23 protein-coding genes are annotated in these 24,210 nt (G+C 70.7%); 3 read left to right on the forward strand and 20 right to left on the reverse strand.

The window, feature by feature from the left end; genetic code table 11:
* Positions 1-10 precede the first annotated feature (10 nt).
* From ubiT to H9L41_RS14785, 5 genes are all read right to left on the reverse strand, one after another.
* A complete protein-coding gene (gene ubiT / locus H9L41_RS14765) occupies positions 11-421 on the reverse strand; it encodes a ubiquinone anaerobic biosynthesis accessory factor UbiT (protein ID WP_028444466.1) in 411 nt (136 codons plus the stop codon).
* Entirely contained in the window at positions 418-1,308 is an 891-nt protein-coding gene (locus H9L41_RS14770) for a U32 family peptidase (RefSeq protein ID WP_028444467.1), read from the reverse strand. Before H9L41_RS14770 ends, ubiT begins: the two co-directional genes overlap by 4 nt.
* A complete protein-coding gene (gene ubiU, locus H9L41_RS14775) occupies positions 1,299-2,312 on the reverse strand; it encodes a ubiquinone anaerobic biosynthesis protein UbiU (protein WP_034605857.1) in 1,014 nt (337 codons plus the stop codon). The genes H9L41_RS14770 and ubiU overlap by 10 nt, the downstream gene beginning before the upstream one ends.
* 349 nt (positions 2,313-2,661) lie before the next feature.
* A complete protein-coding gene (locus tag H9L41_RS14780) occupies positions 2,662-3,921 on the reverse strand; it encodes a hypothetical protein (protein ID WP_028444469.1) in 1,260 nt (419 codons plus the stop codon).
* On the reverse strand, positions 3,918-4,358 hold the full coding sequence (locus H9L41_RS14785) for a hemerythrin domain-containing protein (RefSeq protein WP_028444470.1): 441 nt from the start codon (positions 4,356-4,358) through the stop codon (positions 3,918-3,920). Before H9L41_RS14785 ends, H9L41_RS14780 begins: the two co-directional genes overlap by 4 nt.
* Positions 4,359-4,548: 190 nt before the next feature.
* On the opposite strand from H9L41_RS14785, the gene H9L41_RS14790 reads away from it, so the two are divergent.
* Positions 4,549-5,160, forward strand: a complete 612-nt coding sequence (locus H9L41_RS14790) for a YitT family protein (protein WP_028444471.1) — start codon at positions 4,549-4,551, stop codon at positions 5,158-5,160.
* 20 nt (positions 5,161-5,180) lie between these two features.
* On the opposite strand, the gene H9L41_RS14795 is transcribed toward H9L41_RS14790, so the two are convergent.
* Positions 5,181-5,849, reverse strand: a complete 669-nt coding sequence (locus H9L41_RS14795) for a response regulator (protein WP_028444472.1) — start codon at positions 5,847-5,849, stop codon at positions 5,181-5,183.
* 16 nt (positions 5,850-5,865) lie between these two features.
* Positions 5,866-7,803, reverse strand: a complete 1,938-nt coding sequence (locus H9L41_RS14800; RefSeq protein ID WP_034605858.1) for a type IV pili methyl-accepting chemotaxis transducer N-terminal domain-containing protein — start codon at positions 7,801-7,803, stop codon at positions 5,866-5,868.
* Positions 7,804-7,963: 160 nt separating this feature from the next.
* Here H9L41_RS14800 and H9L41_RS14805 point away from each other — a divergent pair, with 160 nt between their 5' ends.
* Positions 7,964-8,344 carry a SirB2 family protein gene (locus H9L41_RS14805; RefSeq protein WP_028444474.1) on the forward strand — a complete coding sequence of 127 codons (381 nt, stop codon included), beginning with the start codon at positions 7,964-7,966 and terminating at the stop codon, positions 8,342-8,344.
* 59 nt (positions 8,345-8,403) lie between these two features.
* Here H9L41_RS14805 and moaD read toward each other — a convergent pair whose 3' ends face one another.
* The 13 genes from moaD to H9L41_RS14870 form a co-directional block, all read right to left on the reverse strand.
* On the reverse strand, positions 8,404-8,670 hold the full coding sequence (gene moaD / locus H9L41_RS14810) for a molybdopterin converting factor subunit 1 (protein ID WP_028444475.1): 267 nt from the start codon (positions 8,668-8,670) through the stop codon (positions 8,404-8,406).
* The gene (mobB, locus tag H9L41_RS14815) at positions 8,667-9,200 is read right to left on the reverse strand and encodes a molybdopterin-guanine dinucleotide biosynthesis protein B (protein ID WP_028444476.1); all 534 of its coding nucleotides are present in this window, start codon (positions 9,198-9,200) and stop codon (positions 8,667-8,669) included. The genes moaD and mobB overlap by 4 nt, the downstream gene beginning before the upstream one ends.
* Complete coding sequence (locus H9L41_RS14820; protein WP_028444477.1) at positions 9,197-9,865, reverse strand: carbonic anhydrase; 669 nt, start codon at positions 9,863-9,865, stop codon at positions 9,197-9,199. The genes mobB and H9L41_RS14820 overlap by 4 nt, the downstream gene beginning before the upstream one ends.
* Before the next feature lies 1 nt (position 9,866).
* Positions 9,867-10,865: a GTP 3',8-cyclase MoaA gene (gene moaA, locus H9L41_RS14825; RefSeq protein ID WP_028444478.1), complete on the reverse strand. Its 999-nt coding sequence runs from the start codon at positions 10,863-10,865 to the stop codon at positions 9,867-9,869.
* Positions 10,866-11,267: 402 nt separating this feature from the next.
* Positions 11,268-11,810: a hypothetical protein gene (locus tag H9L41_RS14830; protein WP_265583799.1), complete on the reverse strand. Its 543-nt coding sequence runs from the start codon at positions 11,808-11,810 to the stop codon at positions 11,268-11,270.
* A gap of 135 nt (positions 11,811-11,945) precedes the next feature.
* Entirely contained in the window at positions 11,946-12,692 is a 747-nt protein-coding gene (locus H9L41_RS14835) for a peptidylprolyl isomerase (protein ID WP_028444480.1), read from the reverse strand.
* 46 nt (positions 12,693-12,738) lie between these two features.
* Entirely contained in the window at positions 12,739-13,422 is a 684-nt protein-coding gene (gene narI, locus H9L41_RS14840) for a respiratory nitrate reductase subunit gamma (RefSeq protein WP_028444481.1), read from the reverse strand.
* Between the two features lie 17 nt (positions 13,423-13,439).
* Complete coding sequence (gene narJ, locus H9L41_RS14845) at positions 13,440-14,084, reverse strand: nitrate reductase molybdenum cofactor assembly chaperone (protein WP_028444482.1); 645 nt, start codon at positions 14,082-14,084, stop codon at positions 13,440-13,442.
* A gap of 76 nt (positions 14,085-14,160) precedes the next feature.
* Complete coding sequence (gene narH / locus H9L41_RS14850) at positions 14,161-15,729, reverse strand: nitrate reductase subunit beta (protein ID WP_028444483.1); 1,569 nt, start codon at positions 15,727-15,729, stop codon at positions 14,161-14,163.
* Positions 15,726-19,463, reverse strand: coding sequence for a nitrate reductase subunit alpha (locus tag H9L41_RS14855; RefSeq protein ID WP_028444484.1), 3,738 nt, complete (start codon positions 19,461-19,463; stop codon positions 15,726-15,728). Before H9L41_RS14855 ends, narH begins: the two co-directional genes overlap by 4 nt.
* Before the next feature lie 475 nt (positions 19,464-19,938).
* Entirely contained in the window at positions 19,939-20,250 is a 312-nt protein-coding gene (locus H9L41_RS14860) for a hypothetical protein (RefSeq protein WP_028444485.1), read from the reverse strand.
* Positions 20,251-20,591: 341 nt separating this feature from the next.
* Positions 20,592-21,977 carry a NarK family nitrate/nitrite MFS transporter gene (locus tag H9L41_RS14865; RefSeq protein ID WP_028444486.1) on the reverse strand — a complete coding sequence of 462 codons (1,386 nt, stop codon included), beginning with the start codon at positions 21,975-21,977 and terminating at the stop codon, positions 20,592-20,594.
* Between the two features lie 54 nt (positions 21,978-22,031).
* Complete coding sequence (locus H9L41_RS14870; RefSeq protein WP_034605859.1) at positions 22,032-23,303, reverse strand: MFS transporter; 1,272 nt, start codon at positions 23,301-23,303, stop codon at positions 22,032-22,034.
* 422 nt (positions 23,304-23,725) lie between these two features.
* On the opposite strand from H9L41_RS14870, the gene H9L41_RS14875 reads away from it, so the two are divergent.
* Complete coding sequence (locus H9L41_RS14875; protein WP_028444488.1) at positions 23,726-24,166, forward strand: BON domain-containing protein; 441 nt, start codon at positions 23,726-23,728, stop codon at positions 24,164-24,166.
* Positions 24,167-24,210 lie beyond the last annotated feature (44 nt).

Here is a 24,210-nt window from a genome sequence, read left to right on the forward strand (position 1 = left end):
CTCCGGCGGTTCAGGGCATCAGCCAGGCCGGCCGCTCGGCGGCGTCCAGCCAGTTCTTCACGATCAGTCCCAGCTCGGTGTCGCCGCCGATCCGTAGCCGGCGCTGGAAGAACAGCGTGTCGGCGTCGGTCTCGCCGCGCAGCAGGCCGAGGAAGTCGGCCGCCTCGGCGCCGAGCTCGAGATCGGCCGCGCCGCCGCCCCAGTCGGGCCGGAAGGCGCCGCCGCGGCAGCGGAACGGAATGCGCAGGCCGAGGCCGGTCAGCTCGATGGCGAAGCGGCGGCCGTCGAGCTCGGCCGGCGGCCGCAGCCAGCCGAGCCGGTGCGCCAGCGCGAGGCCGGCGGCGAAATGCAGCGACAGAACAGGCGGCGGCAGGCGGCGGCCCAACCGGACCAGCGCGGCGGGCGGACGGGGCAGCTTCATGCGGCCTCCTGCCAGGCGATGCCGGCGCGGCCGTGCCAGTAGCCGTTGCAGCGGCCGATGCCGGGCGGCGGCGACACCGTCCCGGCCGGTTCGCCGCGGCGCACCCGGTCGAGCGCGGCCACCGCCTCCAGCGTGCACTGCGACTGGGGGCTGACGCGCCAGACCGCGACGCCCAAGGCGGCCAGCTCGGCGGCCTGGGCCAGCAGGTCGAGGCATTGCGCCGACTGGGTCTGGATGCCGTTGATGGCCAGGAATTCGCCGGCCTCCTGGGTGCGCAGGTCGAGCCCGTCCGGGTAGTCGATGCAGCGGAAGCCGCATTCGTCCTTGCGCAGGTGGAAGTGGCGAGCGGTGAAGCAGCGCGCCGAGAAGGCCAGCGGCATGCGGCCCCACACCATCGCCTCGGCCTCCAGCCCGGCCGGCTTCTCGGCCAGCAGCGCGGCCAGTCCGGCGCGATCGAGTTCCAGCGGCGCGACGAAGCGGATGGCGCCCTGCCCGGCCAGCCAGGCCAGCGTGGCGCCGTGATAGGCGTTCAGGTGCGGGCCGGCGACGAAGGGCCGGCCGCCGAGCGCGCGGATCGCGCCGACCTCGCCGACCTCGACCGGATAGTCGGCCTGGGCTGCCAGCCGGCGGATCTGGCCGATCTCGGCAACCGATTCGACCAGGGTCGGGCTGGACAGCAGCACGGTCTTGCCGGCGGCGCGCAGGTCGCCGGCCAGCGCCAGCCAGTCGGCCGGCCGCAGCTCGTGGCGGCGGCTGCACACGGTCTCGCCGAGGTAGACGATGTCGGCCGCGCTCCGCGCCGCGGCGGCATAGAAATCGAGCACCGCCTGGCGGGGCCAGTAGTACAGCAGCGGGCCGAGCGCGATCCTGCAGGCGGTCATTTCCATGGTCGGTCGAACGCTCCCTGGGTGGTTTGCGAACCTTCGGCATGGCGCGCCAGGCGGGCCTGCCAGTCGGGCTTGACGGCATAGCGGGCCGGCGCGAGATGGGCGGCATCGAGCGCCGCGCGCAGCGTCGCCACCACCTGGGCCACATAGGCCGGGCTGCGCTGGCGGCCTTCGATCTTGATCGCGCGCACGCCCATCTCGGCCAGCCGCGGCAGCAGCGCCAGCGCGTTGAGGCTGGTCGGCTCCTCCAGCGCGTGGTCGGCCCGGCCTTCCACTTCGAAGCGGCCCTTGCACAGCGTCGGGTAGGAGGCCGGCTCGCCGGGCGCGTAGCGGTCGATCAGGATGCCGCTGAGCCGCGCGTCGAGCCGGCCGTCGCGCTCGTGCCAGCGCACCGCGTGGGCCGGCGAGCAGACGCCCTTGTTGTTGGGCGAATCGCCGGTGGCGAAGCTGGACAGCAGGCAGCGGCCCTCGGCCATCACGCACAGGCTGCCGAAGCCGAACACCTCGATCTCGACCTGGGTCTGCCGCGCCAGCCGGTCGACCTCCTGCAGCGTCAGCACGCGCGGCAGCACCACCCGGCGGATGCCGAACTGCTCGCGCATCAGCTCGATCGCATCGGCATGGGTGGCCGAGCCCTGCACCGACAGGTGCAGCCGCAGCTCGGGATAGCGCTCGCGGGCGTAGACCAGCAGGCCGGGGTCGGCCAGGATCACCGCGTCGGCGCCCAGATCGTGGGCGGCGTCGACCGCGGCGCGCCACTCATGGGTGCGGCCCGGCTGCGGGAAGGTATTGATGGCGAACAGCACCTTGCGGCCGAGCTTGCGGGCCAGCGCCACGCCGCTGCGGATGTCGGCCTCGCTGAAGTTGAGCCCGGCGAAGTTGCGCGCATTGGTGGCATTGCGCAGGCCGAGGTAGACCGCGTCGGCGCCGGCCTCGAAGGCCGCCTTGAGCGCCGCCAGGCTGCCGGCCGGGGCCACCAGTTCCATGGGTTGTGAGGTGTGCATGGCGGGCAGTCTAGGCAGGCGGCCGGCAGGCGGCCTTGTCCTGGGTCAAGGCTTGGCGAAGGGTACGATTGGCAGGAAAAATGGGGCAAACCGGACTGGCATTCAACCGCCCGGGCCTGGAGGCAGAAAGCAGATGACTCGTGGTTCGATGATTGGAATCCAAACCGCAGGCGTATGAGATGGCGCTGTCTCCCCCTCTCCTCCCGGGAGAGGGCCGGGGTGAGGGAGCGCCGGTCGAATCAATCACTGACAGCGCTATGCTGAACCGCCGCTCCCTCACCCTGCCCTCTCCCGGGGGAGAGGGTGGTGCAGTGAAACCTCGGCCAACGCATCAACCTCGACTGGCGCATCAACCTCGCGGCCGCAAGCGCACGAATTGCCCCAGCACGTGCAACAACATGCCGCCCAGCAAACCCTGCGAAACCGCGAAGGCGATCCCCGCCGGCCCGGCCAGCCGATCGGGCGCCAGCGGCAACGCCAGCAAGCCCGCCCACGCCAGCAGCACCAAACCCACCTGCACACGCTGCACCGCCGGCGGCAGCAAGGCCTGCATCGGCGGCACCCGCACCCGCGCCGGCAGGCGCTTGCGCAGGTGCAGCCAGGCCAGGAAGGGAATGATCTTGCCCAGCATGGCGTTGACCGGCAGCACGCCGCCGCCGACCAGGGCCAGCACGCCGATCCACCACGGCAACGGCCAGGCCGCCGGCAGCCACGGCGCGGCCAGGCCCAGCAGCGCGGCGGCCAGCCAGGAAAACGCCGCGGCCAGCCACAGCGGCCAGGCCGGGTCGTGGCGCCGCCGCGCAGCGAGCACTGCGTAGCAACCGATCGCGGCCAATGCGGCCAGGGCCAGCAGCGCCAGCGGGCGCCACGGCAGAAGCTGGCCGGCCAGCTCGGCGAACCCGGCCAGCAGCGGCAGCCAGACCGCCCACGGCAGCAACCGCTCGAACACGGCCGACGGCCGCGGCGCCTGCCAGAACATCGGCAGCACGGTGGCCGCCACGCCGGCCAGCAATACCGCTAGCCAGCCGCCCAGGCCCCAGGCCAGGTGCAGGTCGAGCAGCGTGGCCAGCGGCAGCGCCCAGCCATAGCCGAACACGCCGGCCAGCGCCGCGCCCAGCGCCAGCGTGGCCGCCAGCGCCCAGCCGACGCGGCGCAGCACCCGGGTGCTGGGATTGACCACCGCCACCCGCCGGCCGGCGATCGCCAGCAACAGCGCCACCGTGCCGAGCCCGGCCAGCGCCACGCCGCCGGCGAGGCTGAAGCCGCGCGGATCGCCGCCGATGAAGCCCCAAGCTAGGCCGGCCGCGGTCGCAATGCAGCACGGCGCCACCAGCGGCGAGACATGGCGCGCGGCCGGCACCGGCACGCCGGCCAGCACCGGCAGCAGCTGGAACAGCGCGCCGAGCATCACCGGCAGCAGCATGCCGACCGCGACGACATGCACCAGCGCCAGGCTCAGCGGCGCGAAGCGGTGCGGCAACCCCTCGACCGGGCCGAAGGCCAGCAGCAGGCCGGCCGCGATCCCGACCCACGGCGCCGGCAACAGGCAGCCGAACACCACGCTGGGCGCCGGCGCCAGCTCGAAGTCGAGATTGGCCGGCGCACTCATGCCGGCTGGGCCGGCGCCGGCTCGGCCAGCAGCGCCGCCAGCCCCGGCACCCGCGCGCGGCACAGCGGGTAGAGCACGTTCTCTTCCTTCACGTTGTGCTGCTGCACCAGGATGAACAGGGTGTCGAGCTCGGCCTGCAGCGCCGCGGCGTCCTCCAGCAGCAGGATGCTGCGGCAGTTCTCCAGCAGGTCGCGCATGGCTTCGTGCTCTTCGCGCATCACCGCGGTCGGGCCGTGCACGATGCCGGTGGCCTGCTCGAAGGCCGGGAACAGCCGTTCCTCCTCCAGCTCGAAATGGCCGAGCATGGCCTGCTCGGCCTCATGGAAGTGGTCGCGCGCGGCCGGCCAGTCGGCCCGGCGGGCGGCGGCCTCGACCCGTTCCAGCAGGTCGTCGCAGGTATGGTGCTCGTGGATCAGGCGGGCGATGGCATCGGTCATGGCGCGGATTCCGGGTAGGGACGAGGACGCCATGCTAGGCCTCGGCCCAGGCGCTCCGCCTTGACGGCGGGCAAGCGCCGCGGCGACGGCCGCGGCCGGCTTGATCCGCGTCAAGCTTCGGCCGGATCGGCCGCGGCGGCCCGCGCCGGCCCGCCATAATGGCGGCGCCCCCTCCTCCGCCGGACCCGCCATGACCACCGCCGCCGCCACCGCTTCCCATGCCTGGTTCGAAGACCTGCAGGCGCTGCTGATCGGCGGCCTGTTCGTGGCCGTGTCGGTGCTGCTGCTGCGCGAGGCCGGCCTGTTGACCGGCGGCACCGCCGGGCTGGCCTTCCTCGGCCACTACCTGAGCGGGCAGCCGTTCGGCGCGGTGTTCTTCGCGCTCAACCTGCCCTGCTACCTGTTCGCCTGGCGCGCCATGGGGCCGGTGTTCACGGTCAAGACCTTCGCCGCGGTGAGCCTCCTGTCGGTCTACAGCGAGTGGCTGCCGCGCTTCATCCGGCTGGACGGGCTCGACCCGGCCTTCGCCGCCGTGCTGGCCGGGCTCCTGGCCGGCACCGGCCTCTTGATCCTGGTGCGCCACCGCGCCAGCCTCGGCGGCATAGGGGTGCTGGCGCTCTACCTGCAGGACAAGCGCGGCTGGCGCGCCGGCCAGCTGCAGATGGCGGCCGACGGCCTGATCCTGTGCGGCGCCTTGCTGGCGCTCGACGGCCGCCGCGTGCTGCTGTCGGTGCTCGGCGCCGCGGCGATGAACCTGGTGATCGCCGTCAACCACCGGCCCGGCCGCTATACGGCGATCTAGGCGGCGATCCAGCTAGCGATCTAGGCCGCGCCGTCGCCGATGCCGTGCTCGACGGCATACACCGCCACCTGCACCCGGCTGGTCAGGTTCAGCTTCTTGAGAATGTTCTGGACGTGGATCTTGACCGTGCTCTCGGCCACGTCGAGTCGGCGGGCGATCTGCTTGTTGCTCTCGCCGCGCGCCAGGCACTGCACGATCTCGCGTTCGCGCGCAGTCAGCCGGTCGCGCTCGGCGGCGGGGCCGGCGCCGGCCGCCGGCCCCGCCGGCTGGGCGCGGAACTGGGCCACCAGCTTGGCCGTCATGCTGTCGGCGATCACCGGCTCGCCGCGGTGCACGCGCCGCACCGCGGCGACCAGCGCCTCGGCCTCGATGCTCTTGATCAGGTAGCCGCGCGCGCCGCTGCGCAGCGCCTGGCCCAGCTCGTCGGCGTCCTCCGACACGGTCAGGATCAGCACGGCGGCGTCGGGCAGGTCCTGCACCAGGAGCTGCAGCGTCTCCAGGCCCGACAGGCCGGGCATGTTGAGGTCGAGCAGGATCACGTCGGGCGCGAATTCCTTGGCGCGCTTGACGCCCTCCACGCCGTCGGCCGCCTCGGCCACGATCTCCAGGTCGGTCTCGCGCTGCAGCAGCTGGCGCACGCCGGAGCGGAACAGGCTGTGGTCGTCGATCAGCAGGATGCGGATGGTCATGATCTTTCCCAGAGGTTCAGGCGACTTGGCGTTCGGATTGCGGCAGCACCAGCCGGACGCTGGCGCCGGCGCCGGGCCGCGCGTCGAGCTCCAGCACGGCATGCAGCCGCGCCGCGCGCTCGCGCATGATGTGCAGGCCGACGTGGCGCTCGCCGCGGCCGGCCACCTCGGCCGGATCGTAGCCGCGGCCGTCGTCGCGGATGGTCAGCTCGAAATCGCGATGATTGCCGATCTGCACCGTCACGTGGCGCGCCTGCGCATGCTTGCGCACATTGGACAGCGCCTCCTGCAGGATGAACAGCACCTGCAGCTGCTGCTCGGGCGGCAGCGGCGCGCCGTCGAGCTCGTTGATCGTCAGCGCCGCCTCGATGCCGGCCTGGCGGCGGAAGCGCGCCACGGTGTCCTCGACCGCGGCGCGCAATTCGCCCTGGCCGAGCTTGCTGCGGAAATTGAGCAGCAGCTCGCGCACGTCCTGGTAGCTCTCGTCCACGCCGGCACGCAGCATCGGCGCGATGAAGCGGATCTCGCCGAGGTCGCCGCGCGCCACCGCGCCGTCGAGCATCTGCAATTGCAGGTTCAGGAAGTTCAGCCCCTGGGCGATGCTGTCGTGCAGGCCCTGCGCCACCAGGCCGCGCTCCTCGGCCACCGCCAGCTGGCGCGCCTTGGCGCCGAGCCGGCGGTTGTCCAGCGCCACGCCCAGGTGCTGGCCCAGCGTCTCCAGCAGCTGCGCCTCGGCCGCCGGCACCTCGTGGCTGCCGCGGAAATGCAGCGAGAAAGCGCCGAGCACCTCGTCGCCGGTCACCACCCGGAACACCGCCAGGCCCTTGAAGCCCTCCCTGGCGCAGTTGTACTCGACCTGGCGCGGCAGCTTGCGGAAGTCGCGGATCACCACCACGCCCTCGCGGGTCGCCTCGCCGCAGAAGCAAGCGTCGATCTTCATGCAGTGCTCGGCCTCCTCCAGCGCCTCCGACAGCCCTTCCGACACCACCAGGTGCAGCTTCTCGCCGAGCGGGTCGATCACCCGGATGCTGCCGCCGTCGGCGTCGAACTGGCGCATCACCCGCTGCAGGAAGCCGCGGCACAGCGCGTCGATATCGCAGGGCTGGTTGAGGAAGGCGGCCATGTCGTACAGCGCGCCGAGTTCGCGGTTCTGCTGGGCCAGCTGGGCGGTCTTGCGCTGCACCCGCTCCTCCAGCTCGCGGTACAGCTCCGCCAGCTCGTCGGCCATGCGGTTGAAGCCCTGCGCCAGCACGCCGAACTCGTCGCGGCTCTCCACCGGCAGCCGCACGCCGAATTCGTGCGCCGCCATGCGGCGCAGGCCGTCCTGCAGCTGCATCACCGGCGAGATGATCCACAGGTAGAGCAGGTAGATCACAGCCAGCGTGCCGATGCAGGCGATGCCGATCAGCACTGACTGCGACAACCGCAGCAGGGTGGTCTTGCCGGCGTTGTCGACCTCGATCATGTGCACCAGCGCGTCGGCCTCGGCGACGAAGCCGGGCAGCGCGGCCAGGTAGTCGGCCTGGCCGCCGCCGGCCAGCGCGTGCTCGGCGGCCGGCTGCAGGCGGGCCTGCCACAGCTGCCGCACCTGCGCCATCTGGGCGCGGATCGCGTTGCCGGCCGGCAGGAACAGCGGCCGCGACGGCACGCCGCGCTGCAGCTGCTGCAGGGTGTCGGCCAGCGCCGCCAGGTCGTCGCGCGCCTCGGCCGCGTGCACCGGCCCGGCCTGCAGCAGGACGACGCCGACGCGGCTGGCGCGCATGCGCAGGCTGCCGGCGTCGTTGATGGCGGCGCCGGCGCCTTCGAGCTGCCAGGACAGCCACAGCGTCCAGCCGATCATGCCGAGCACCACCAGCAGCGCCGCCAGCGCGCTGGCGACGATGCGGGTGGACAGCCGGTGCCGCAGCGAGGGCAGCTCCGCGGCCTGGGCCGGGTTGTTACCGGATCGATTCATCACCTGTGTCCTCCTTGCCGGCCATCGTGGCGGCTTGCCGCGAGTGTCTGCCCGCCCGGCCGCGATCGCCTTGATCCAGTGCAAGGCGGCCATGCCGCGGCCGCCCTATCCTTGTCGTATCGCCGGTCGTCGCGCCGGCTCGTTCACTGCATCCGCATCCATGAGCTACCTCACCATCCGCCACCTGCACATCGCCTGCGCGCTGCTCAGCATCGGCCTGTTCGCCCTGCGCGGCGGGCTGGCGCTGGCCTGCATCGACTGGCGGCGCTGGCCGCCACTGCGCTGGCTGCCGCACCTCAACGATAGCCTGCTGCTGGCCGCCGCGGTCAGCCTGGCCTGGCTCAGCGGCCAGTATCCGTTCCAGCAGGCCTGGCTCACCGCCAAGGTGATCGCGCTGGCGGCCTACGTGCTGCTGGGCAAGCGGGCGCTGGCGCCGCAGCTGCCGGTCTCGCGCCGGCTGGCCTGGCTGGCCGCGGCGCTGGCCTGCGTGGGCTACATCGTCGCGGTGGCGGTGACGCGCAGTCCGCTACCCTTCCTTTGATCCCGACCTTCGTTCCGGTCACCGCCGGTGCCGTACGGCACCGGCGTCTTTCGATTCATTCAGCCGCCGGTCACCGGCGGGAAGATCGCCACCTCGGCGCCGGCCGCCAGCGCGGTGTCGTGCCTGGCCATGTCCTGCTCCACCGCGACGCGGAACACCCGGCCCTCGGCCAGCTCGGCGGCCCAGGCGCCGCCGCGGGCGCGCAGCAAGGCCAGCAGGCCGGCCACGTCGGCGCAGCCGGGCGGCAGCGCCAGCACCTCGCCGTCGAGGTCGAACGCCTCGCGCAGGCGGGCGAAATACAGGATGCGGATGGTCTGGAGCGTCATGGCCTTTCCTCCGTCGGGGCGGGAGCGGGCGGCCGGGCCAGCGCCAGCCGGGCTTCGATGAACACGGCGATCGCCTCGGGCTGGTTCAGGTCGAGCAGCGGCAAGGGACAATCGAAATGGCGGTCGCTGGCGACGGCCAGCAGGCCGGGCAGCAGCGGGTAGAGCGGCGGGTGGCCGTGGTCCGGCCGGTAGACCTCCAGCCGCGGGATCGCGCACTGCTTGAAGCCCTCCACCAGCGTCAGGTCGGCCGGCGCCAGCCGCGCCAGCTGTTCGTCCAGACCGGGTTCCGGCGCGCCGCGCAGCTCGTGGAACAGCGCGTAGCGGTAGGGCGAGGCCAGCAGCACCTCGGCCGCGCCGGCGGCGCGGAAGCGCGCGCTGTCCTTGCCGGCCGGTTCCAGCTCGACGTCGTGGTGGCTGTGCTTGATCACGTTGACGCGCAGGCCGCGCGCCGCCCAGATCGGCAGCAGCCGTTCGATCAGGGTGGTCTTGCCGCTGCCCGAGCGGCCGACCAGGCCGAAGACGGCGTTCATCGCACCTCCTCCAGCAGCGGGCTGACCAGCGGCAGGAAGGCGTCGGCGCGCGGCGAATAGGCCAGCAGCGCGCCGGCGTCGAGATCGAAATACCAGCCGTGCAGCGTCAGTTCGCCGGCCTCCAGCCGCCGCCGCACCCAGGGGAAGGTCTCCAGGTTGCGCAGCGAGACCAGGATGGCGGCCAGCTCGCAGGCGCGGCGCTGGGCGGCGGTGCCGGCGTCTGGCATTTGCCGCATCACCTGGCGGCGGGCCGGCTCGGCGATGCGCACCCAGCGGCCGATGAAGTCGGGCCGCGCGGGGTCGGCCGGCTCGGCGAAGCGCTGCTCGAACAGCGCGCGGATGCCGCCGCACTGGGCGTGGCCGAGCACGATGATGCGCGACACCGCGAGCTGGTCGACCGCGAACTGGATCGCCGAGGACACGCCCTGGTGGCTGCGGCCGATCTCGCACGGCGGCACCAGGTTGGCGACGTTGCGGATGGTGAACAGGTCGCCCGGATCGCAGCCGAGCAACTGGGCCGGGTCGACCCGCGAATCGCAGCAGCCGATCAGCAGCGTGCTCGGGTGCTGGCCCTGGCGCAGATCGCAGTAGAGGGCGGGGTCGACCGCGAAATACTGGCGCTGGAAGCGCTGGAAGCCGTCGATGAAACGTTCGAGGTCGTGCATCTCAGCCCCCGGTCTGCGCCATGAAGCGGACGATCTTGGCCGGCTGGCTGCCGAAGTCGTGCCGCTCGGGCTTGGCGGCGATGCCGGCCAGGATGGCGGCGGTCAGTTCGCCGTCGTCGGCGCCGGCGCGCATCAGGGCGCCGAGCGGCACCCGGTCGTCCTGACCCAGGCAGAGGTAGAGCGTGCCGTCGACGCCGAGCCGCACCCGGTTGCAGGCGGCGCAGAAATGCTGCGACATCGGCGTGATCACGCCCAGGCTCATGCCGCCGGCCGGCGCCACCCAGTAGCGGGCCGGTCCGGCGCCCTGGCCCTTGATCTCGGGCAGCAGGCCGAAGCGTTCGGCCAGCCGCAGGCCGAAGGCGCTGAGGTCGATGCCGCGCGCGGCGCGGCCGGTGTCGCCGACCGGCATCGGCTCGATCAGCCGCAGCACGAAGCCGTGCTCGAGCGCGAAGCCGGCCATGCGCACCACGTCGTCCTCGTTGACGCCGGCCTGCACCACCATGTTGAGCTTGATCGGCGCGAAGCCGGCCGCCTTGGCCGCGGCGAGGCCGGCCAGCACGTCGGCCAGGCAGTCGCGGCCGGTGATGCGGGCGAAGCAGCCGGGGTCGAGCGTGTCGAGGCTGACGTTGAGGCGCCGCACGCCGGCCGCCTTGAGTGCCGCCGCATGCTGCGCCAGCCGGGTGCCGTTGCTCGACAGCGACAGGTCGTCGAGCCCGGGCAGCGCCGCCAGCGCGGCGGCCAGCCCGGTCACGCCGCGCCGCAGCAGCGGCTCGCCGCCGGTGAGCCGTACCTTGCGCACGCCGAGCCGCACGAACAGGCCGACCAGCCGGGCCATCTCGGCGTGGGACAGCCAGTTGGCCGGCTCCTCGTAGCCCTTGAAGCCCTTGGGCAGGCAGTAGGTGCAGCGCAGGTCGCAGCGATCGGTCACCGACACGCGCAGGTAGTCGATGCGGCGCCGGTAGGGGTCGATCAGGACGGGCGGGGTGGAGTCGGCGTTCATGGCGGCAACCGGGGGAGTCTTGCGTCCATTGTCCGCAGTGGCCGGGGCGGGGGTATTCGCTGGTGGGACTAGTTATTTCGGCGGGGCGTGGGGTGAAGGAGTGCTGGTCGAATCCATCACCGGTAGCGCTGACTGAACCGCCGCTCCCTCACCCTGCCCTCTCCCGGGGGAGAGGGTGGCGCAGTGCAGCGTCGCGGTCGGCCCTTCATTCATGCGGCGCCATACCCTTTGCTGAACTTCAAACCACAGCCACGTCAGATCGCGCTGCCGTTCCCTCTCCCTCCGGGAGAGGGCTAGGGTGAGGGAGCGTCCGTCGAATGCTCACTGCCTGCCGAACGCCGCGTGCTTCCTTCTCCGCGCGCGGGAGAAGGTGGCCCGGAGGGCCGGATGAGGGCTGGTTCATCAAACCACAGCCCTCACCCTCCCGTTTCTGCAAGGCAGAAACGGGTGCCTCTCCCGTGCACGGGAGAGGGGCCTTTCTAGGTCCGCGTCAGGCTTGGGCCGTTCGCGGCGGAGGCATCCGCCAAACCCGCGGCTCACCGCAACACCAGCAACTCCCCTCCCGATCGAACGCCAGCAAGCCCTGCAGCCGGCCATGGCGCAGCCCTCGACCATGCGATGCAGCTGCCGGTCGATTTCGACTTCGCCCGGCCCCTGCCCGCCGCGGCCGGACAGGCTGGCGGCGAACATCAGCTGCCAGCGCCGGCCCAGCCGCTGGCCCTCGGCCTCCTCGCGCAGCGCGGCGAAGTCGGACAGCTCGTCGGGCGACTTGTCCACGCACATCAAGGGCGCGATCGCGCCGCCATGGCCGGCGGCGTAGGCCGCCCGCTGGGCCGCGTCGGCCTGCTCGGGCAGCTCGCCGGCGGCGAATACGAACAGCAGCCGCTGCGGCTGGTCCTGCGTGCGCGCGGCGTGGAGGAAATCGGTGTAGGAGGCGATGGACATGGCGGGTTCCAATGAAATGGCCACCCTGCGCGGGCAACCGGTGCGGCGGCGGCGACCGGTGCAGCAATGGCCGCCGTGGCGACAATGACGGCAATGGCATCCGTGGCAACGACGGCGGCGGCCGAGGGCTGGACTTCACTGCACCAGCAGGCTCTCGGCGCCCTCGAGCTCGATGCCCTCGATGCGCGCGCGGCCGACCAGCAGCTGCAGGTACTGGCGCCAGGCGGTGTCCTGGCTGGCCTGGTGCAGCGCGGCGGCGATGGTCTCGGCCACCCGCTCGTAGGGCAGCAGCCGGCCCTCGGCGCGGCGGCCGGTGCGCACGATGTGCAGGCCGAAACGGGTTTCGAGCAGGCGCGGCAGGATCTGGCCGGGCTGCATGGCGAACAGCACCCGCTCGAACTCGGGCACGGTGTCGCCGCGGCCGAGCTGGCCCAGGTTGCCGCCCAGCTCGCCCGACGGGCAGTTGGACAGCGCCCGCGCGCGCTCCTCGAAGCGCTCCGGCTCGGCCAGCAGTTCGGCCAGCGTGCGCTCGGCCAGCGCGCGCAAAGCCGCCAGCGGCACCCGCAGCGTGACCTGGAACAGGATGTGGCCGGCCTCGACCAGCTCGCCCACGGTGAAGTGCTCGGGATGCTGGCGGTAGTGGCGCCGGCAGGTCTCCTCGTCGGGCAGCGGCACCGGCGCCTCGGCCGCCAGCAACGCGGCGATCGCCGCCTCCTCGCCGGCGGCCGGCAGGCCGAGCCGGTGCGCCTCGTCCAGCAGCACCCGCCGCAGCACCAGCGCGGTGGCGGCGCGCCGCAGCGGGTTGGGCGCATCGCGGTGGCCGGGCAGTTCGCGTTCCATGTCGGCGTCGCTCAGTTCGACGCCATTGACGATGACGGGCATCTCGCTCTCCTCGCGAGGCACGGCGCCGCGCGGGCGCCGCGGGGGTTCAGCGCGGCCGCACCAATTGCCAGGCGCGGCCCAGGTAGCCGACCGAGGCGAAGCCGCTCCAGACGTGCACCAGCCGGGTGAAGGGGAAGATCACGAACAGGCTCATGCCCATGAACAGGTGGGCCTTGAACAGCCAGTGCGCCTCGGCGACGAAGGCGGCAGCGTCGCCGCGGAAGGTGATCACGTGCTGGGCCCAGCTCATCAGCAGCACCATCATGTGGCCGTCCATATGGCCGGCCGAGACGAAGATGGTCGACAGCCCGAGCAGCAGCGTGGCCAGGATCCACAGCAGCAGCACCTTGTCGCCGAAACGGGTGACCGCGCGCAGCCGCGAGTCGCCCAGCCGGCGGTGCAGCAGGATGGCCAGGCCGACGAGGCACAGGCCGCCCATCACGCCGCCGGCCGCCATGGCGAAGCCCTGCTTGAAGCCGTGGCTGACGCCGAGCGCGTCCCACACCGCCACCGGCGTGAGCAGGCCGGCCAGGTGGCCGAAAAAGAGGCCGATGATGCCGACGTGGAACAGGATGTTGCCCAGCCGCAGGTTGCCGCGGTGCAGCAGCTGCGAGCTGTCGCTCTTCCAGCCGTATTGCTCGCGCTCGAAGCGCGCCAGGCTGCCGAACAGGAAGATGGCCAGCGCGATATAGGGGTAGATGCCGAAGACGAACTGGTGCAGGTAGCTCATGGGGATGCTCCCGGGATTCAATGCGCGCGCGGCGCGTGGGGATGGAAGCGGACGGTGTGCAGGCCGCCCGGCTGCGGCCGGAGCAGCGGTTCGACGCCGTCGGCGCCGGGGCCGAAGGTCTCCAGCGCTTCGTCCATGTCGCGCACCGGCGGGTCGGTCCGTTCCTGCGGCACCACCGGCGTGAGGCTGCACAGCACGGCGAACGCCGCGCCGTAGGGGCTCTCGTCGCGCGCCAGCCGGCGGCCGATGGCGGCCAGCACGTGGATCGCGTCGCCGAGCAGCGCCTGCGCCAGCTCGGGCTCGACCAGGCTCAGGTATTCGAGGAACAGCGGCACGTGGTCGGGCAGCTCGGCCACGCCGGGCTCGAAGCCGTGGCGGCGGTATTCCTCGAGCAGGTCGACCATGGCCTGGCCGCGGTCGCGGCTTTCGCCGTGGACGTGCTCGAACAGGTGCAGCGAATGGGCCGGGTTGCGGTCGAAGGTGGCGACGTAGTTCTCCTGCAGCGCGATCAGGCCGTGGCCGGCCAGGAGATCGGTCAAGGGTTGCAGCGCGTCGCGCGCCGCCGGGTGTTCGGCCAGCGCCGCGTCGATCTCGGCGCGGGCGTCCAGCAGGTCCTGCTCGGGGTAGCTCAGCAGGGCGGACAGGATGCGGTAAAGGCTCATGGCGTGCTCCTCGAAGCGGACTGGGGAAAGCGGCACGGCGCGACGTACCGGACGGCCGGCCGCCCTCCCCGGCCGCTTACTCTTCAGTGGTCACCGGCTGTTTGCGCGACTTGGGCATGTCGACGAAGATCACGCTGCCCTGCGGCTTCTTGCCGAACAGCGAGCCGTCCGACGTGCCGCCCGAGCAGCCGTTGCCGAAGGTGAAGCCGCAGCTGCCCTTGTCGTTGAAGCTGTCCTCGACCAGTTCCTTGTGGCTGGTCGGGATCACGAAGCGGTCCTCGTAGTTGGCGATGGCCATGGTCTGGTACATGTCCTCGACCGTGGCGGGGTCGAGCCCGACCCGCTGCAGCAGCGCCGCCTCGCCCTGGCCGCGCAGCACCTCGCCGCGCTTGTAGGCGCGCATCGCCAGCATCCGTTCGAGCGCGGTCACCACCGGCTTCTCCTTGCCGGCGGTCAGCAGGTTGGCCAGGTAGCGCACCGGGATGCGCAGCGACGAGACGTCGGGGATGATGCTGTCGCCGAAGGTGCGGTGCGGCATGCGGCCGGCCTCGGCGGCCGACTGGATCGGCGACAGCGGCGGGATGTACCAGACCATCGGCAGCGTGCGGTACTCGGGATGCAGCGGGAAGGCCACCTTCCATTCGCAGGCCATCTTGTAGACCGGCGACTTGCGCGCCGCCTCGAGCCAGCTGTCGGGGATGCCCTGCCGCCGCGCCTCGGCGATCACCGCCGGCGAATGCGGGTCGAGGAAGACCTTGAGCTGCGCCTCGTACAGGTCCTGCTCGTCGGCGGTGGCGGCCGCCTGCTCGATCAGGTCGGCGTCGTACAGCAGCACGCCGAGGTAGCGGATGCGGCCGACGCAGGTCTCGGAGCAGACCGTGGGCTGGCCGGCCTCGATGCGCGGGAAGCAGAAGGTGCACTTCTCGGCCTTGCCGCTCTGCCAGTTGTAATAGATCTTCTTGTAGGGGCAGCCGGAGATGCACATGCGCCAGCCGCGGCACTTGTCCTGGTCGACCAGCACGATGCCGTCGTCCTCGCGCTTGTAGATCGAGCCCGACGGGCAGGAGGCGACGCAGGCCGGGTTCAGGCAGTGCTCGCACAAACGCGGCAGATACATCATGAAAGTGTTCTCGAAGGTCGCGTACATCTCCTTCTGCACGCCTTCGAACAAGGCGTCGCGGCTGCGCGAAGCGAACTCGCCGCCGAGGTCATCCTCCCAGTTCGGGCCCCACTCGATCTTGTCCATCTTCCTGCCGGTGATCACCGACACCGGCCGCGCGGTCGGCGGCGTCTGGCTCAAGGGCGCCTTCTTCAGGTGCTCGTAGTCGTAGGTGAACGGCTCGTAGTAGTCGTCGATGGCCGGCAGGTTGGGGTTGGCGAACAGGTTGGCCAGGATCTTCAGCCGGCCGCCCTGGCGCGGCTCCAGCCGGCCGTCGGCGCGGCGGCGCCAGCCGCCCTTCCATTTCTCCTGGTTCTCCCATTCCTTCGGATAGCCGATGCCAGGCTTGGTCTCGACATTGTTGAACCAGGCGTACTCGACGCCATCGCGGCTGGTCCAGACGTTCTTGCAGGTGACGGAACAGGTATGGCAGCCGATGCACTTGTCGAGGTTCAGCACCATGCCGACCTGGGCGCGGATCTTCATTTGGCGACTCCTTCTTCGTCCTCGATGCGCGGGCCTTCGAGCCACGCCACCTTCTTCATCTTGCGCAGCACCACGAATTCGTCGCGGTTGCTGCCGACCGTGCCGTAGTAGTTGAAGCCGTAGGCCTGCTGGGCGTAGCCGCCGATCATGTGGGTCGGCTTGAGCACGGTGCGGGTCACCGAGTTGTGGATGCCGCCGCGCTTGCCGCTGGTCTCGGCGCCGGGCACGTTCACGATCTTTTCCTGGGCGTGGTACATCAGGCACATGCCCTGCGGCACGCGCTGGCTCACCACCACCCGGGCGGTCAGCGTGCCGTTGACGTTGAACACCTCGACCCAGTCGTTGTCGACGATGCCGGCCCGCTTGGCCTCGGCCTCCGAGATCCACACGTGCGGGCCGCCGCGGCTCAGCGTCAGCATGCGCAGGTTGTCCGAATAGGTGCTGTGGATGCCCCACTTCTGGTGCGGCGTGATCCAGTTCAGCACCAGCTCGTGCTCGCCGTTCGGATGGCGGCCCAGCATCGGCGCCACGGTGCGGGTGTCGATGGCCGGCTTGTAGACGCAGCTGCCCTCGCCGAAATCGAGCATCCAGCGGTGGTCCTGGTAGAACTGCTGGCGGCCGGTCAGCGTGCGCCAGGGGATCAGCTCGTGGACGTTGGTGTAGCCGGCGTTGTAGCTGACCTCTTCCGATTCCAGCCCCGACCAGGTCGGCGCCGAGATGATCTTGCGCGGCTGGGCCTGCACGTCGCGGAAGCGAATCTTGTCGTGCTCGCGGCCGACCGCCAGGTGGCTGTGGTCGCGGCCGGTGATCTTGCCGAGCGCCTGCCAGGCCTTGACCGAGACGTGGCCGTTGGTCTCCGGCGCGAAGGTCAGGATCATCTCGGCCGCGTCGATCGCGGTCTCGAGCCGCGGCCGGCCCTGGCTCACGCCCGGCTCGGTCACCGTGCGGGTCAGGCCGGCGATCTCCTGCACCTCGTGGCCGGTATCCCAGCTGATGCCCTTGCCGCCGTTGCCGAGCTTGTCCAGCAGCGGGCCGATCGAGGTGAACTTCTTGTAGATCGCGCGGTAGTCGCGCTCGACCACCGTCATGTTCGGCGCGGTCTTGCCCGGCACCAGCGCGCATTCGCCGTGCTTCCAGTCGCGCGGCTCGAGCGGCTGGCCCAGCTCGCCCGGGGTGTCGTGCAACAGCGGCGTCAGCACCAGGTCCTTGCGGGTGCCGAGGTAGTCGCCGCCGATCTCGCTGAACTTGCGCGCCAGCAGCTTGTAGATCTCCCAGTCGGTCTTGCTCTCCCACAACGGTTGCACCGCCTCGCTCAGCGGGTGGATGAAGGGGTGCATGTCCGAGGTGTTGAGGTCGTCCTTCTCGTACCAGGTCGCGGTCGGCAGCACGATGTCGCCGTAGAGGCAGGTGGTGCTCATGCGGAAGTCGAGCACGGTCAGGAGGTCGAGCTTGCCCTCGGCCGCCTGCTCGCGGTAGCGCACCTCGCTGGGCCGGATCGCGTCGGCCTCGTCGCCGAACAGCGCGTTCTGGGTGCCGAGCAGGTATTTGAGGAAGTACTCGTGGCCCTTGCCGCTGGAGCCCAGGATGTTGGAGCGCCAGACGAACAGGTTGCGCGGGAAGTTGGCCGGGTTGTCCGGGTCGTCGCAGCTCATGTTGAGCCGGCCGGCCTGCAGCTGCTCGGCGGCGTAGGCGACCGGATCCTTGCCTGCCGCCAGCGCGGCATCGACCACGTCGAGCGGATTGGTTTCGAGCTGCGGCGCCGACGGCAGCCAGCCCATGCGCTCGGACTTGGCGTTGAGGTCGATCAGGCTCATGTGGCCGTAGCGCGCGCGGTCGGCGGTCGGCGACAGGATCTCGTCGACCTCGAGCTTCTCGTGCCGCCACTGGCTGGTGTGGGCGTAGAAGAAGCTGGTGCCGTTCATCTGCCGCGGCGGCCGCGACCAGTCGGTGGCGAAGGCCAGCGGCGCCCAGCCGAACTGCGGCCGCAGCTTTTCCTGGCCGACGTAGTGGGCCCAGCCGCCGCCGCTCTGGCCGACGCAGCCGCACATCATCAGCATGTTGATGATGCCGCGGTAGGTCATGTCCATGTGGTACCAGTGGTTCAGCGCGGCGCCGACGATCACCATGCTCTTGCCGCGGCTGTCGTGGGCGTTCTGGGCGAACTCGCGGGCGACCTGGATCACCAGTTCGGGCTTCACCGAGGTGTGCTTCTCCTGCCAGGCCGGCGTGTAGGGCACGTCGTCGTCGTAACTGCCGGCGACGTTGCCGCCGCCGAGGCCGCGGTCCAGCCCGTAGTTGGCCAGTTGCAGGTCGAAGACGGTGGCGACCAGCGCCTCGCTGCCGTCGGCCAGCGCGATGCGCCGGACCGGCACGTTGCGCACCAGCAGTTCGTCGTGCTCGCCGCCGAAGTAGGGAAAGCCGACGCCGGCCACGTCGTCGCGGCAGTCGATCAGGCTCAGCAGCGGATCGACCGCGCGGCCGCTGCCGCCGTCCTTCAGCTCGAGGTTCCAGCGGCCGACCTTGGCGCCGCCGTCGACCTTGTCCTCGCCCCAGCGGAAACCGATGGCGCCGTTGGGCACCACCAGCTCGCCGGTGGCGGCATCGATCTGCAGCGTCTTCCAGTCCGGGTTGTTGGCCTCGCCGTGGTCGCCGGCCAGGTGGGCGGCGCGCAGGAAGTGGTCGGGCACCAGGCAGCCGTTGCGCTCCTTCAGCAGCACCAGCATCGGCATGTCGGTGTACTGCCTGGCGTAGTCGCGGAAGTAGGCCGACTGGCCGCCGAGGTGGAATTCCTTGAGGATCACGTGGCCCATCGCCATCGCCAGCGCGGCGTCGGTGCCCTGCCTGGGCGCCAGCCAGATGTCGCCGAACTTGACCATCTCGCCGAAGTCGCTGGAGATCGCCACCGTCTTGGTGCCCTTGTAGCGGACCTCGGTATAGAAGTGGGCGTCCGGCGTGCGCGTCATCGGCACGTTCGAGCCCCAGACCAGCAGGTAGCTGGCGTTGTACCAGTCGGCCGATTCGGGCACGTCGGTCTGCTCGCCCCAGATCTGCGGGCTGGCCGGCGGCAGGTCGCAATACCAGTCGTAGAAGCTCAGGCAGACCCCGCCCAGCAGGCTCAGGTAGCGCGCGCCGGCGGCGTAGCTGACCATCGACATGGCCGGGATCGGCGAGAAGCCGACCACCCGGTCGGGGCCGTACTGCTTGATGGTGAAGGCGTTGGCGGCCGCGATGATCTCGGTGGCGGTATCCCAGTCGGCCCGCACGAAGCCGCCCTGGCCGCGCACGCTCTTGTAGCGCGCCGCCTTGGCCGGGTCCTGGCTGATCGAGGCCCAGGCCGCGACCGGGTCGAGCGTCTTGCGCGCCTCGCGCCACATCTCGATCAGCCGGCCGCGGATCATCGGGTATTTCACGCGCTGGGCCGAATAGACGTACCAGCTGTAGGAAGCGCCGCGCGGGCAGCCGCGCGGCTCGTGGTTGGGCAGGTCGGGCCGGGTGCGCGGATAGTCGGTCTGCTGGGTCTCCCAGGTGATCAGGCCGTTCTTCACGTACACCTTCCAGCTGCACGAGCCGGTGCAGTTCACGCCGTGGGTGGAGCGGACGATCTTGTCGTGCTGCCAGCGCGAACGGTAGCCGTCCTCCCACTTGCGGTCCTCGTCCACCACCGCGCCGTGGCCGTCCGCGAAGGTGGACTGCACGCGCGACATGAACTTCAGTCGATCCAGAAAATGACTCATCGTTGTTCTCCATGGCGGCCACCCGCGGCGGCCCCGGCTGCGATTGGGACGCTGCCAATTTAGGGCCTGGCCGGATGGCGGCCCATTCATCGGTGGAGGAAGATGGCGAAGGCAGTCGGACTAGGCCGGCTAGGTCGGAAGGACTAGTCCGGCGACGATGCAGCACGGCCGTGTCGCGGCGCATTCAGGCCGGGACGGCCGTACGGGGGCGTTCGCGTCGGGGCGGCGGAGCGGAAAGAAAAGGATTCGAAGGGATCGGCGCGCGCGGCGGCGACACCTGCAGGAGCGGCTTCAGCCGCGAAGGGTGGAACCCGCCATGGCGGTGGATGAAACAGCCATTCGCGGCTGAAGCCGCTCCTACGAAGGGCGGGCCGCCCGGCCAAGGTAGGTCGGACTTCAGTCCGACGGCGTCGCCGATCGATGCCGCAGTCGGACTGAAGTCCGACCTACCAAGCCGGCTCGACCGGAACGGTGCCTATGGCGTACCGGCGGCGGGAAACAGCAGCGCGAAGCTGGCCGGGCTGCCGGCCAGCAGGTCGAGCCGCTCGGGCGCCGGCTCGGGGCAGGCGATCGCGCCCAGCGCCCTGGCCAGCTCGGCGGCGGCCGGCGAGAAGAAGACGGTCACCTCGCAGTGCAGATGACCGTCCGATTCGTGGCGGGTGAACACCGCCATCGCCGGCGGATGGCCGGCGGCCGCATGCATGGGGCGGAACAGCTCGGCGATGTCGTGCATCGGCAGGTGGGCGCTCATGCCGTCGCCGAGCGATTTGCAGTACCACGCGTCCATGTTCGCCACCCGATCGATTGGGGATTTTTCAGCTAAGTGCGCTCGTTATAGCCCCTCTCCCGTGTACGGGAGAGGGGTTGGGGGCGCCCGGCGTAGGGTGAGGGCTGGTTCTACGAAGACCAGCCCTCATCCGGCCCTCCGGGCCACCTTCTCCCGCGCGCGGGAGAAGGGGAACGGCGGCGCAGGCGGAAAGGCTGCGTTCGATGCATAGCGCGCTGCGTTTAGCCCCTCTCCCGTGCACGGGAGAGGGGTTGGGGTGAGGGCTGTGGTTTGATGAACCAGCTCTCATCCGGTCCTTCGGGCCACCTTCTCCCGCGCGCGGGAGAAGAGTCGAAACCGCCTCAGCACGGCATCGGCGCATTGCGCCGCGCATACCACCACCAGGTGATGACCACGCAGCTCAGGTAGAAGCCGATGAAGCACAGCAGCGCGGCCTCGACGCTGCCGGTCAGCTCCAGCGAGGTGCCGAAACTCTTGGGGATGAAGAAGCCGCCGTAGGCGCCGATCGCGCCGGAGAAGCCCAGCACCGCCGCCGCTTCCTTGCCGGCGTCGGCGACGGCGCGGCGCTCGGCCGCTTCGCCCTGCCCTTGCGCCGCGCGCTGCCGCTCGGTCAGGAAGATCACCGGGATCATGCGGAAGGTCGAACCGTTGCCGATGCCGGTCAGCGCGAACAGCACGATGAACATCGCCAGGAAGCCGTAGAAATCGCCGCCCTGGCCGCCCTGCGGCAAGTAGTGCAGCACGCCGAGCACCGCGACGATCATGGCGGCGAAGGTCCACAGCGTGACGCGGGCGCCGCCGAGCTTGTCCGACACCCAGCCGCCGAGCGGCCGCGCCAGCGCGCCCACCAGCGGGCCGAGGAAGGCATAGGCGGTCGGATCGATGCCGGGGAACTGCGACTTGGTCAGCATCGCCAGGCCGGCCGAGAAGCCGATGAAGGAGCCGAAGGTGCCGACGTAGAGCCAGCACATCAGCCAGTTGTGCTTGCGCTTGAAGATCACCGCCTGGTCGGCGAACGAGGCGCGCGCGTCGGCGATGTCATTCATGCCGAACCAGGCGGCGATGCTGGCGACCGCGATGAACGGCACCCAGAAGAAGCCGGCGTTCTGCAGCCAGATGTTCTTCTCCACGCCGCCCTGGGCGAACTGCTGCGGCTCGCCGCCGAAGGCGCCGAACAGGCCGAATGAGATCACCAGCGGCACCGCGAACTGCGCCAGCGACACGCCGAGGTTGCCGATGCCGGCGTTGAGGCCGGTGGCCAGGCCCTTCTTCGACTTGGGGAAGAAGAAGCTGATGTTGGCCATGCTGGAGCTGAAGTTGCCGCCGCCGAGGCCGCACAGCAGCGCCAGCACCAGCAGCGTCGGGAAGCCGGTCGACGGATCGCGCAGCGCGAAGCCCATGCCGATCGCCGGCACCAGCAGGCTGGCGGTCGAGATGGCGGTCCAGCGCCGGCCGCCGAAGATCGGCACCAGGAAGGAATAGAAGATGCGCAGCGTGGCGCCGGACAGCGCCGGCAGCGCGGTGAGCCAGAACATCTGGTTCTTGGACAGCTGGAAGCCGGCCTTGTCGAGGTTGACCACCACCACGCTCCACAGCATCCAGACGCTGAAGGCCAGCATCAGCGCCGGGATCGAGATCCACAGATTGCGGTTGGCGATGCGCGCGCCGCTTTGCTGCCAGAAGCCGAGGTTCTCCGGCTCCCAGCGTTTCAACACATGGGCAGACATGTTCACACTCCCGGGAAAGGGGCGCCTGCGCGCCCCGCAGTTGGAATCGAGGGCTCAGGCGGACCGGGTCTCCAGCGCGCGCAGATCGCGCTCGGCGCGCTCGGGCCGGAAGCTGAAGTGCATGAAGACCAGCGCGACGCAGACGGTGCCGTACAGCAGCATGAAGGCGCTGGAGCGGATGCCGGTCAGGTCCAGCAAGAGGCCGAACAGGATCGGCAGCACGAAGCCGCCGAGCCCGCCGGCCAGGCCGACGATGCCGGACACCGCGCCGATGCGGTCGCCGAACTCGTCGGAGATGAACTTGAAAACGGAGGCCTTGCCGATCGCCATCGCGATGCCGACGGTGAACAGCAGCGCGGTGAACAGCGTGGCGTCCAGGCCGATGTGGAAGGTCTGCGGGCCGCCGACGGTGGCGATGGTGAACCGGGTCTGCGGATAGCTGAGCAGGAAGAAGGCGACCCAGCACAGCCACATCACCCACCAGGTGGTGCGGTAGGCGCCGTAGCGGTCCGAGATCCAGCCGCCGAGCGCGCGCAGCACGCCGCCGGGCAGCGAGAAGCAGGCGGCCAGCAGCGCGGCATGCTTCATGTCGAAACCGTATTCGCCGATGTAGTACTGGGTCATCCACAGCGCGAGGCCGACGTAGCCGCCGAACACCACCGAGTAGTACTGGCAATAGCGCCACACCCGCGGGTCGCGCAGCATGCGCAGCTGGTCGGCGATGCCGCTAGTGGACTGCACCCGGTGCTCGGGCCGGCTGGCCGAGAAGCACCAGAACAGCAGCGCGGTGACCAGCATGGCGGCGGCGTAGACCTTGGGCACGATGGTCCAGCTGCCGCCGGCCGCCACGATCAGGCTGGGCGCCACGAACTTGGTCAGCGCCGAGCCGGAATTGCCGGCGCCGAACACCCCCATGGCGAAACCCTGGCGCTGCCTGGGAAACCAGCGCGCCACGTAGGGCGTGCCGACCGAGAACGAGCCGCCGGCGAGGCCGACGAACAGCGCCAGCACGAGGAACTGCCAGTAGGCGGTGGCGTAGCTCATCAGCCAGATCGCCGGCACGGTGGACAGCATCAGCACGAACAGCACGATGCGGCCGCCGTAGCGGTCGGTCCAGATGCCCAGCGGCACGCGGACCAGCGAGCCGGTCAGCACCGGCATGGCGGCCAGGAGGCCGAATTCGGTCTCGTTGAGGCCGAGCTGGCGTTTGATCGGGATGCCCAGCACCGCGAACATCATCCACACCGCGAAACAGACGGTGAAGGCGAAGGTGCTGGATATCAGTACGGAAGTCGCCTTGCCGCCGGCCGAAGGATCGTCGCCCATTTTCGTGCTCCCACGTTCGTTCTGGATCGTGGAGGCCAGCTTATGGGGCGGGCTGCCGGCCCACCATTCGCCGGGCGAACGGGTGGCCGTAGGGCTTTCTGACTAGTCACTGCGCGGGCGATGGCGGATGGCGGCATGGCGGACGCCCGCCGGGCCGACCGGCCGCATCGCGGCGGTCACGCCGCCACCGCCGCGCGCAGCAAACTTTACAAACCAGCCTGTAATTTCTTGCGCCGCGTCCCCTGCCCTTCCACCGCCGCACCGCGCGGCGGCTTCGGCCGGTCGTCCGCCGTCGATCCAGCCGCCACGCGGCCTGCATGTCCGTCCTCGCAATGGATGAATCCGCCAGGCATGGCGCTTGCTGCCACCACGGGCATCGAGTCGCCGACCGGGCTCGTCCATTACTCAACAGGAGGTCTCCCATGCAACGCTCGCCACTCTTCCCCGTCCTGCTGGCCGCCGCGCTGGCCACCCTGGGTCTCGCCGGCTGCGACCGCCGCCCCGCCGACCAGCCGCCGCCCACCACCGACACCGCCCCGGTGGCGCCGACCGACGTCCCGACGCCGATGCCGAGCAGCGACATGCCGCCGGCCGACGGCAGCAGTGCCGGCGCCCAGATCGAGAATGCCGGCGAGAAGGCCGGCCAGGCGATCGACGACGCCACCGTCACCACCAAGGTCAAGGCCGCGCTGGCCGCCGACGCCGGCCTCAAGACGCTGAAGCTCGACGTCGACACCAAGGACGGCGCGGTCACCGTGCGCGGCAACGTCGATTCGCAGACCACCGCCGACAACGTCGCCCGCGTCGCCCAGGGCGTCGAGGGCGTCAAGAGCGTGAACAGCCAGCTCACCGTCAAGCCTTGACGGACTGACCGGCGCCGATCGGGCGCGGCAGGCTCCTCGCGCCT

It is taken from the genome of Chitinimonas koreensis (assembly GCF_014353015.1).
Classification (GTDB): domain Bacteria; phylum Pseudomonadota; class Gammaproteobacteria; order Burkholderiales; family Chitinimonadaceae; genus Chitinimonas; species Chitinimonas koreensis.

Coding starts and splice junctions, on each gene's coding strand:
- H9L41_RS14770 (WP_028444467.1), bottom strand. CDS start 1,308: ATGGAAATGACCGCCTGCAGGATCGCGCTCGGCCCGCTGCTGTACTAC.
- narI (WP_028444481.1), bottom strand. CDS start 13,422: ATGAGCTACCTGCACCAGTTCGTCTTCGGCATCTACCCCTATATCGCG.
- ubiU (WP_034605857.1), bottom strand. CDS start 2,312: ATGCACACCTCACAACCCATGGAACTGGTGGCCCCGGCCGGCAGCCTG.
- H9L41_RS14800 (WP_034605858.1), bottom strand. CDS start 7,803: ATGAATCGATCCGGTAACAACCCGGCCCAGGCCGCGGAGCTGCCCTCG.
- H9L41_RS14835 (WP_028444480.1), bottom strand. CDS start 12,692: ATGCCCGTCATCGTCAATGGCGTCGAACTGAGCGACGCCGACATGGAA.
- ubiT (WP_028444466.1), bottom strand. CDS start 421: ATGAAGCTGCCCCGTCCGCCCGCCGCGCTGGTCCGGTTGGGCCGCCGC.
- H9L41_RS14820 (WP_028444477.1), bottom strand. CDS start 9,865: ATGCACGACCTCGAACGTTTCATCGACGGCTTCCAGCGCTTCCAGCGC.
- H9L41_RS14805 (WP_028444474.1), top strand. CDS start 7,964: ATGAGCTACCTCACCATCCGCCACCTGCACATCGCCTGCGCGCTGCTC.
- H9L41_RS14790 (WP_028444471.1), top strand. CDS start 4,549: ATGACCACCGCCGCCGCCACCGCTTCCCATGCCTGGTTCGAAGACCTG.
- H9L41_RS14865 (WP_028444486.1), bottom strand. CDS start 21,977: ATGTCTGCCCATGTGTTGAAACGCTGGGAGCCGGAGAACCTCGGCTTC.
- moaD (WP_028444475.1), bottom strand. CDS start 8,670: ATGACGCTCCAGACCATCCGCATCCTGTATTTCGCCCGCCTGCGCGAG.
- mobB (WP_028444476.1), bottom strand. CDS start 9,200: ATGAACGCCGTCTTCGGCCTGGTCGGCCGCTCGGGCAGCGGCAAGACC.
- H9L41_RS14855 (WP_028444484.1), bottom strand. CDS start 19,463: ATGAGTCATTTTCTGGATCGACTGAAGTTCATGTCGCGCGTGCAGTCC.
- moaA (WP_028444478.1), bottom strand. CDS start 10,865: ATGAACGCCGACTCCACCCCGCCCGTCCTGATCGACCCCTACCGGCGC.
- H9L41_RS14780 (WP_028444469.1), bottom strand. CDS start 3,921: ATGAGTGCGCCGGCCAATCTCGACTTCGAGCTGGCGCCGGCGCCCAGC.
- H9L41_RS14870 (WP_034605859.1), bottom strand. CDS start 23,303: ATGGGCGACGATCCTTCGGCCGGCGGCAAGGCGACTTCCGTACTGATA.
- H9L41_RS14795 (WP_028444472.1), bottom strand. CDS start 5,849: ATGACCATCCGCATCCTGCTGATCGACGACCACAGCCTGTTCCGCTCC.
- H9L41_RS14875 (WP_028444488.1), top strand. CDS start 23,726: ATGCAACGCTCGCCACTCTTCCCCGTCCTGCTGGCCGCCGCGCTGGCC.
- narJ (WP_028444482.1), bottom strand. CDS start 14,084: ATGAGCCTTTACCGCATCCTGTCCGCCCTGCTGAGCTACCCCGAGCAG.
- H9L41_RS14860 (WP_028444485.1), bottom strand. CDS start 20,250: ATGGACGCGTGGTACTGCAAATCGCTCGGCGACGGCATGAGCGCCCAC.
- narH (WP_028444483.1), bottom strand. CDS start 15,729: ATGAAGATCCGCGCCCAGGTCGGCATGGTGCTGAACCTCGACAAGTGC.
- H9L41_RS14785 (WP_028444470.1), bottom strand. CDS start 4,358: ATGACCGATGCCATCGCCCGCCTGATCCACGAGCACCATACCTGCGAC.
- H9L41_RS14830 (WP_265583799.1), bottom strand. CDS start 11,810: ATGTCCATCGCCTCCTACACCGATTTCCTCCACGCCGCGCGCACGCAG.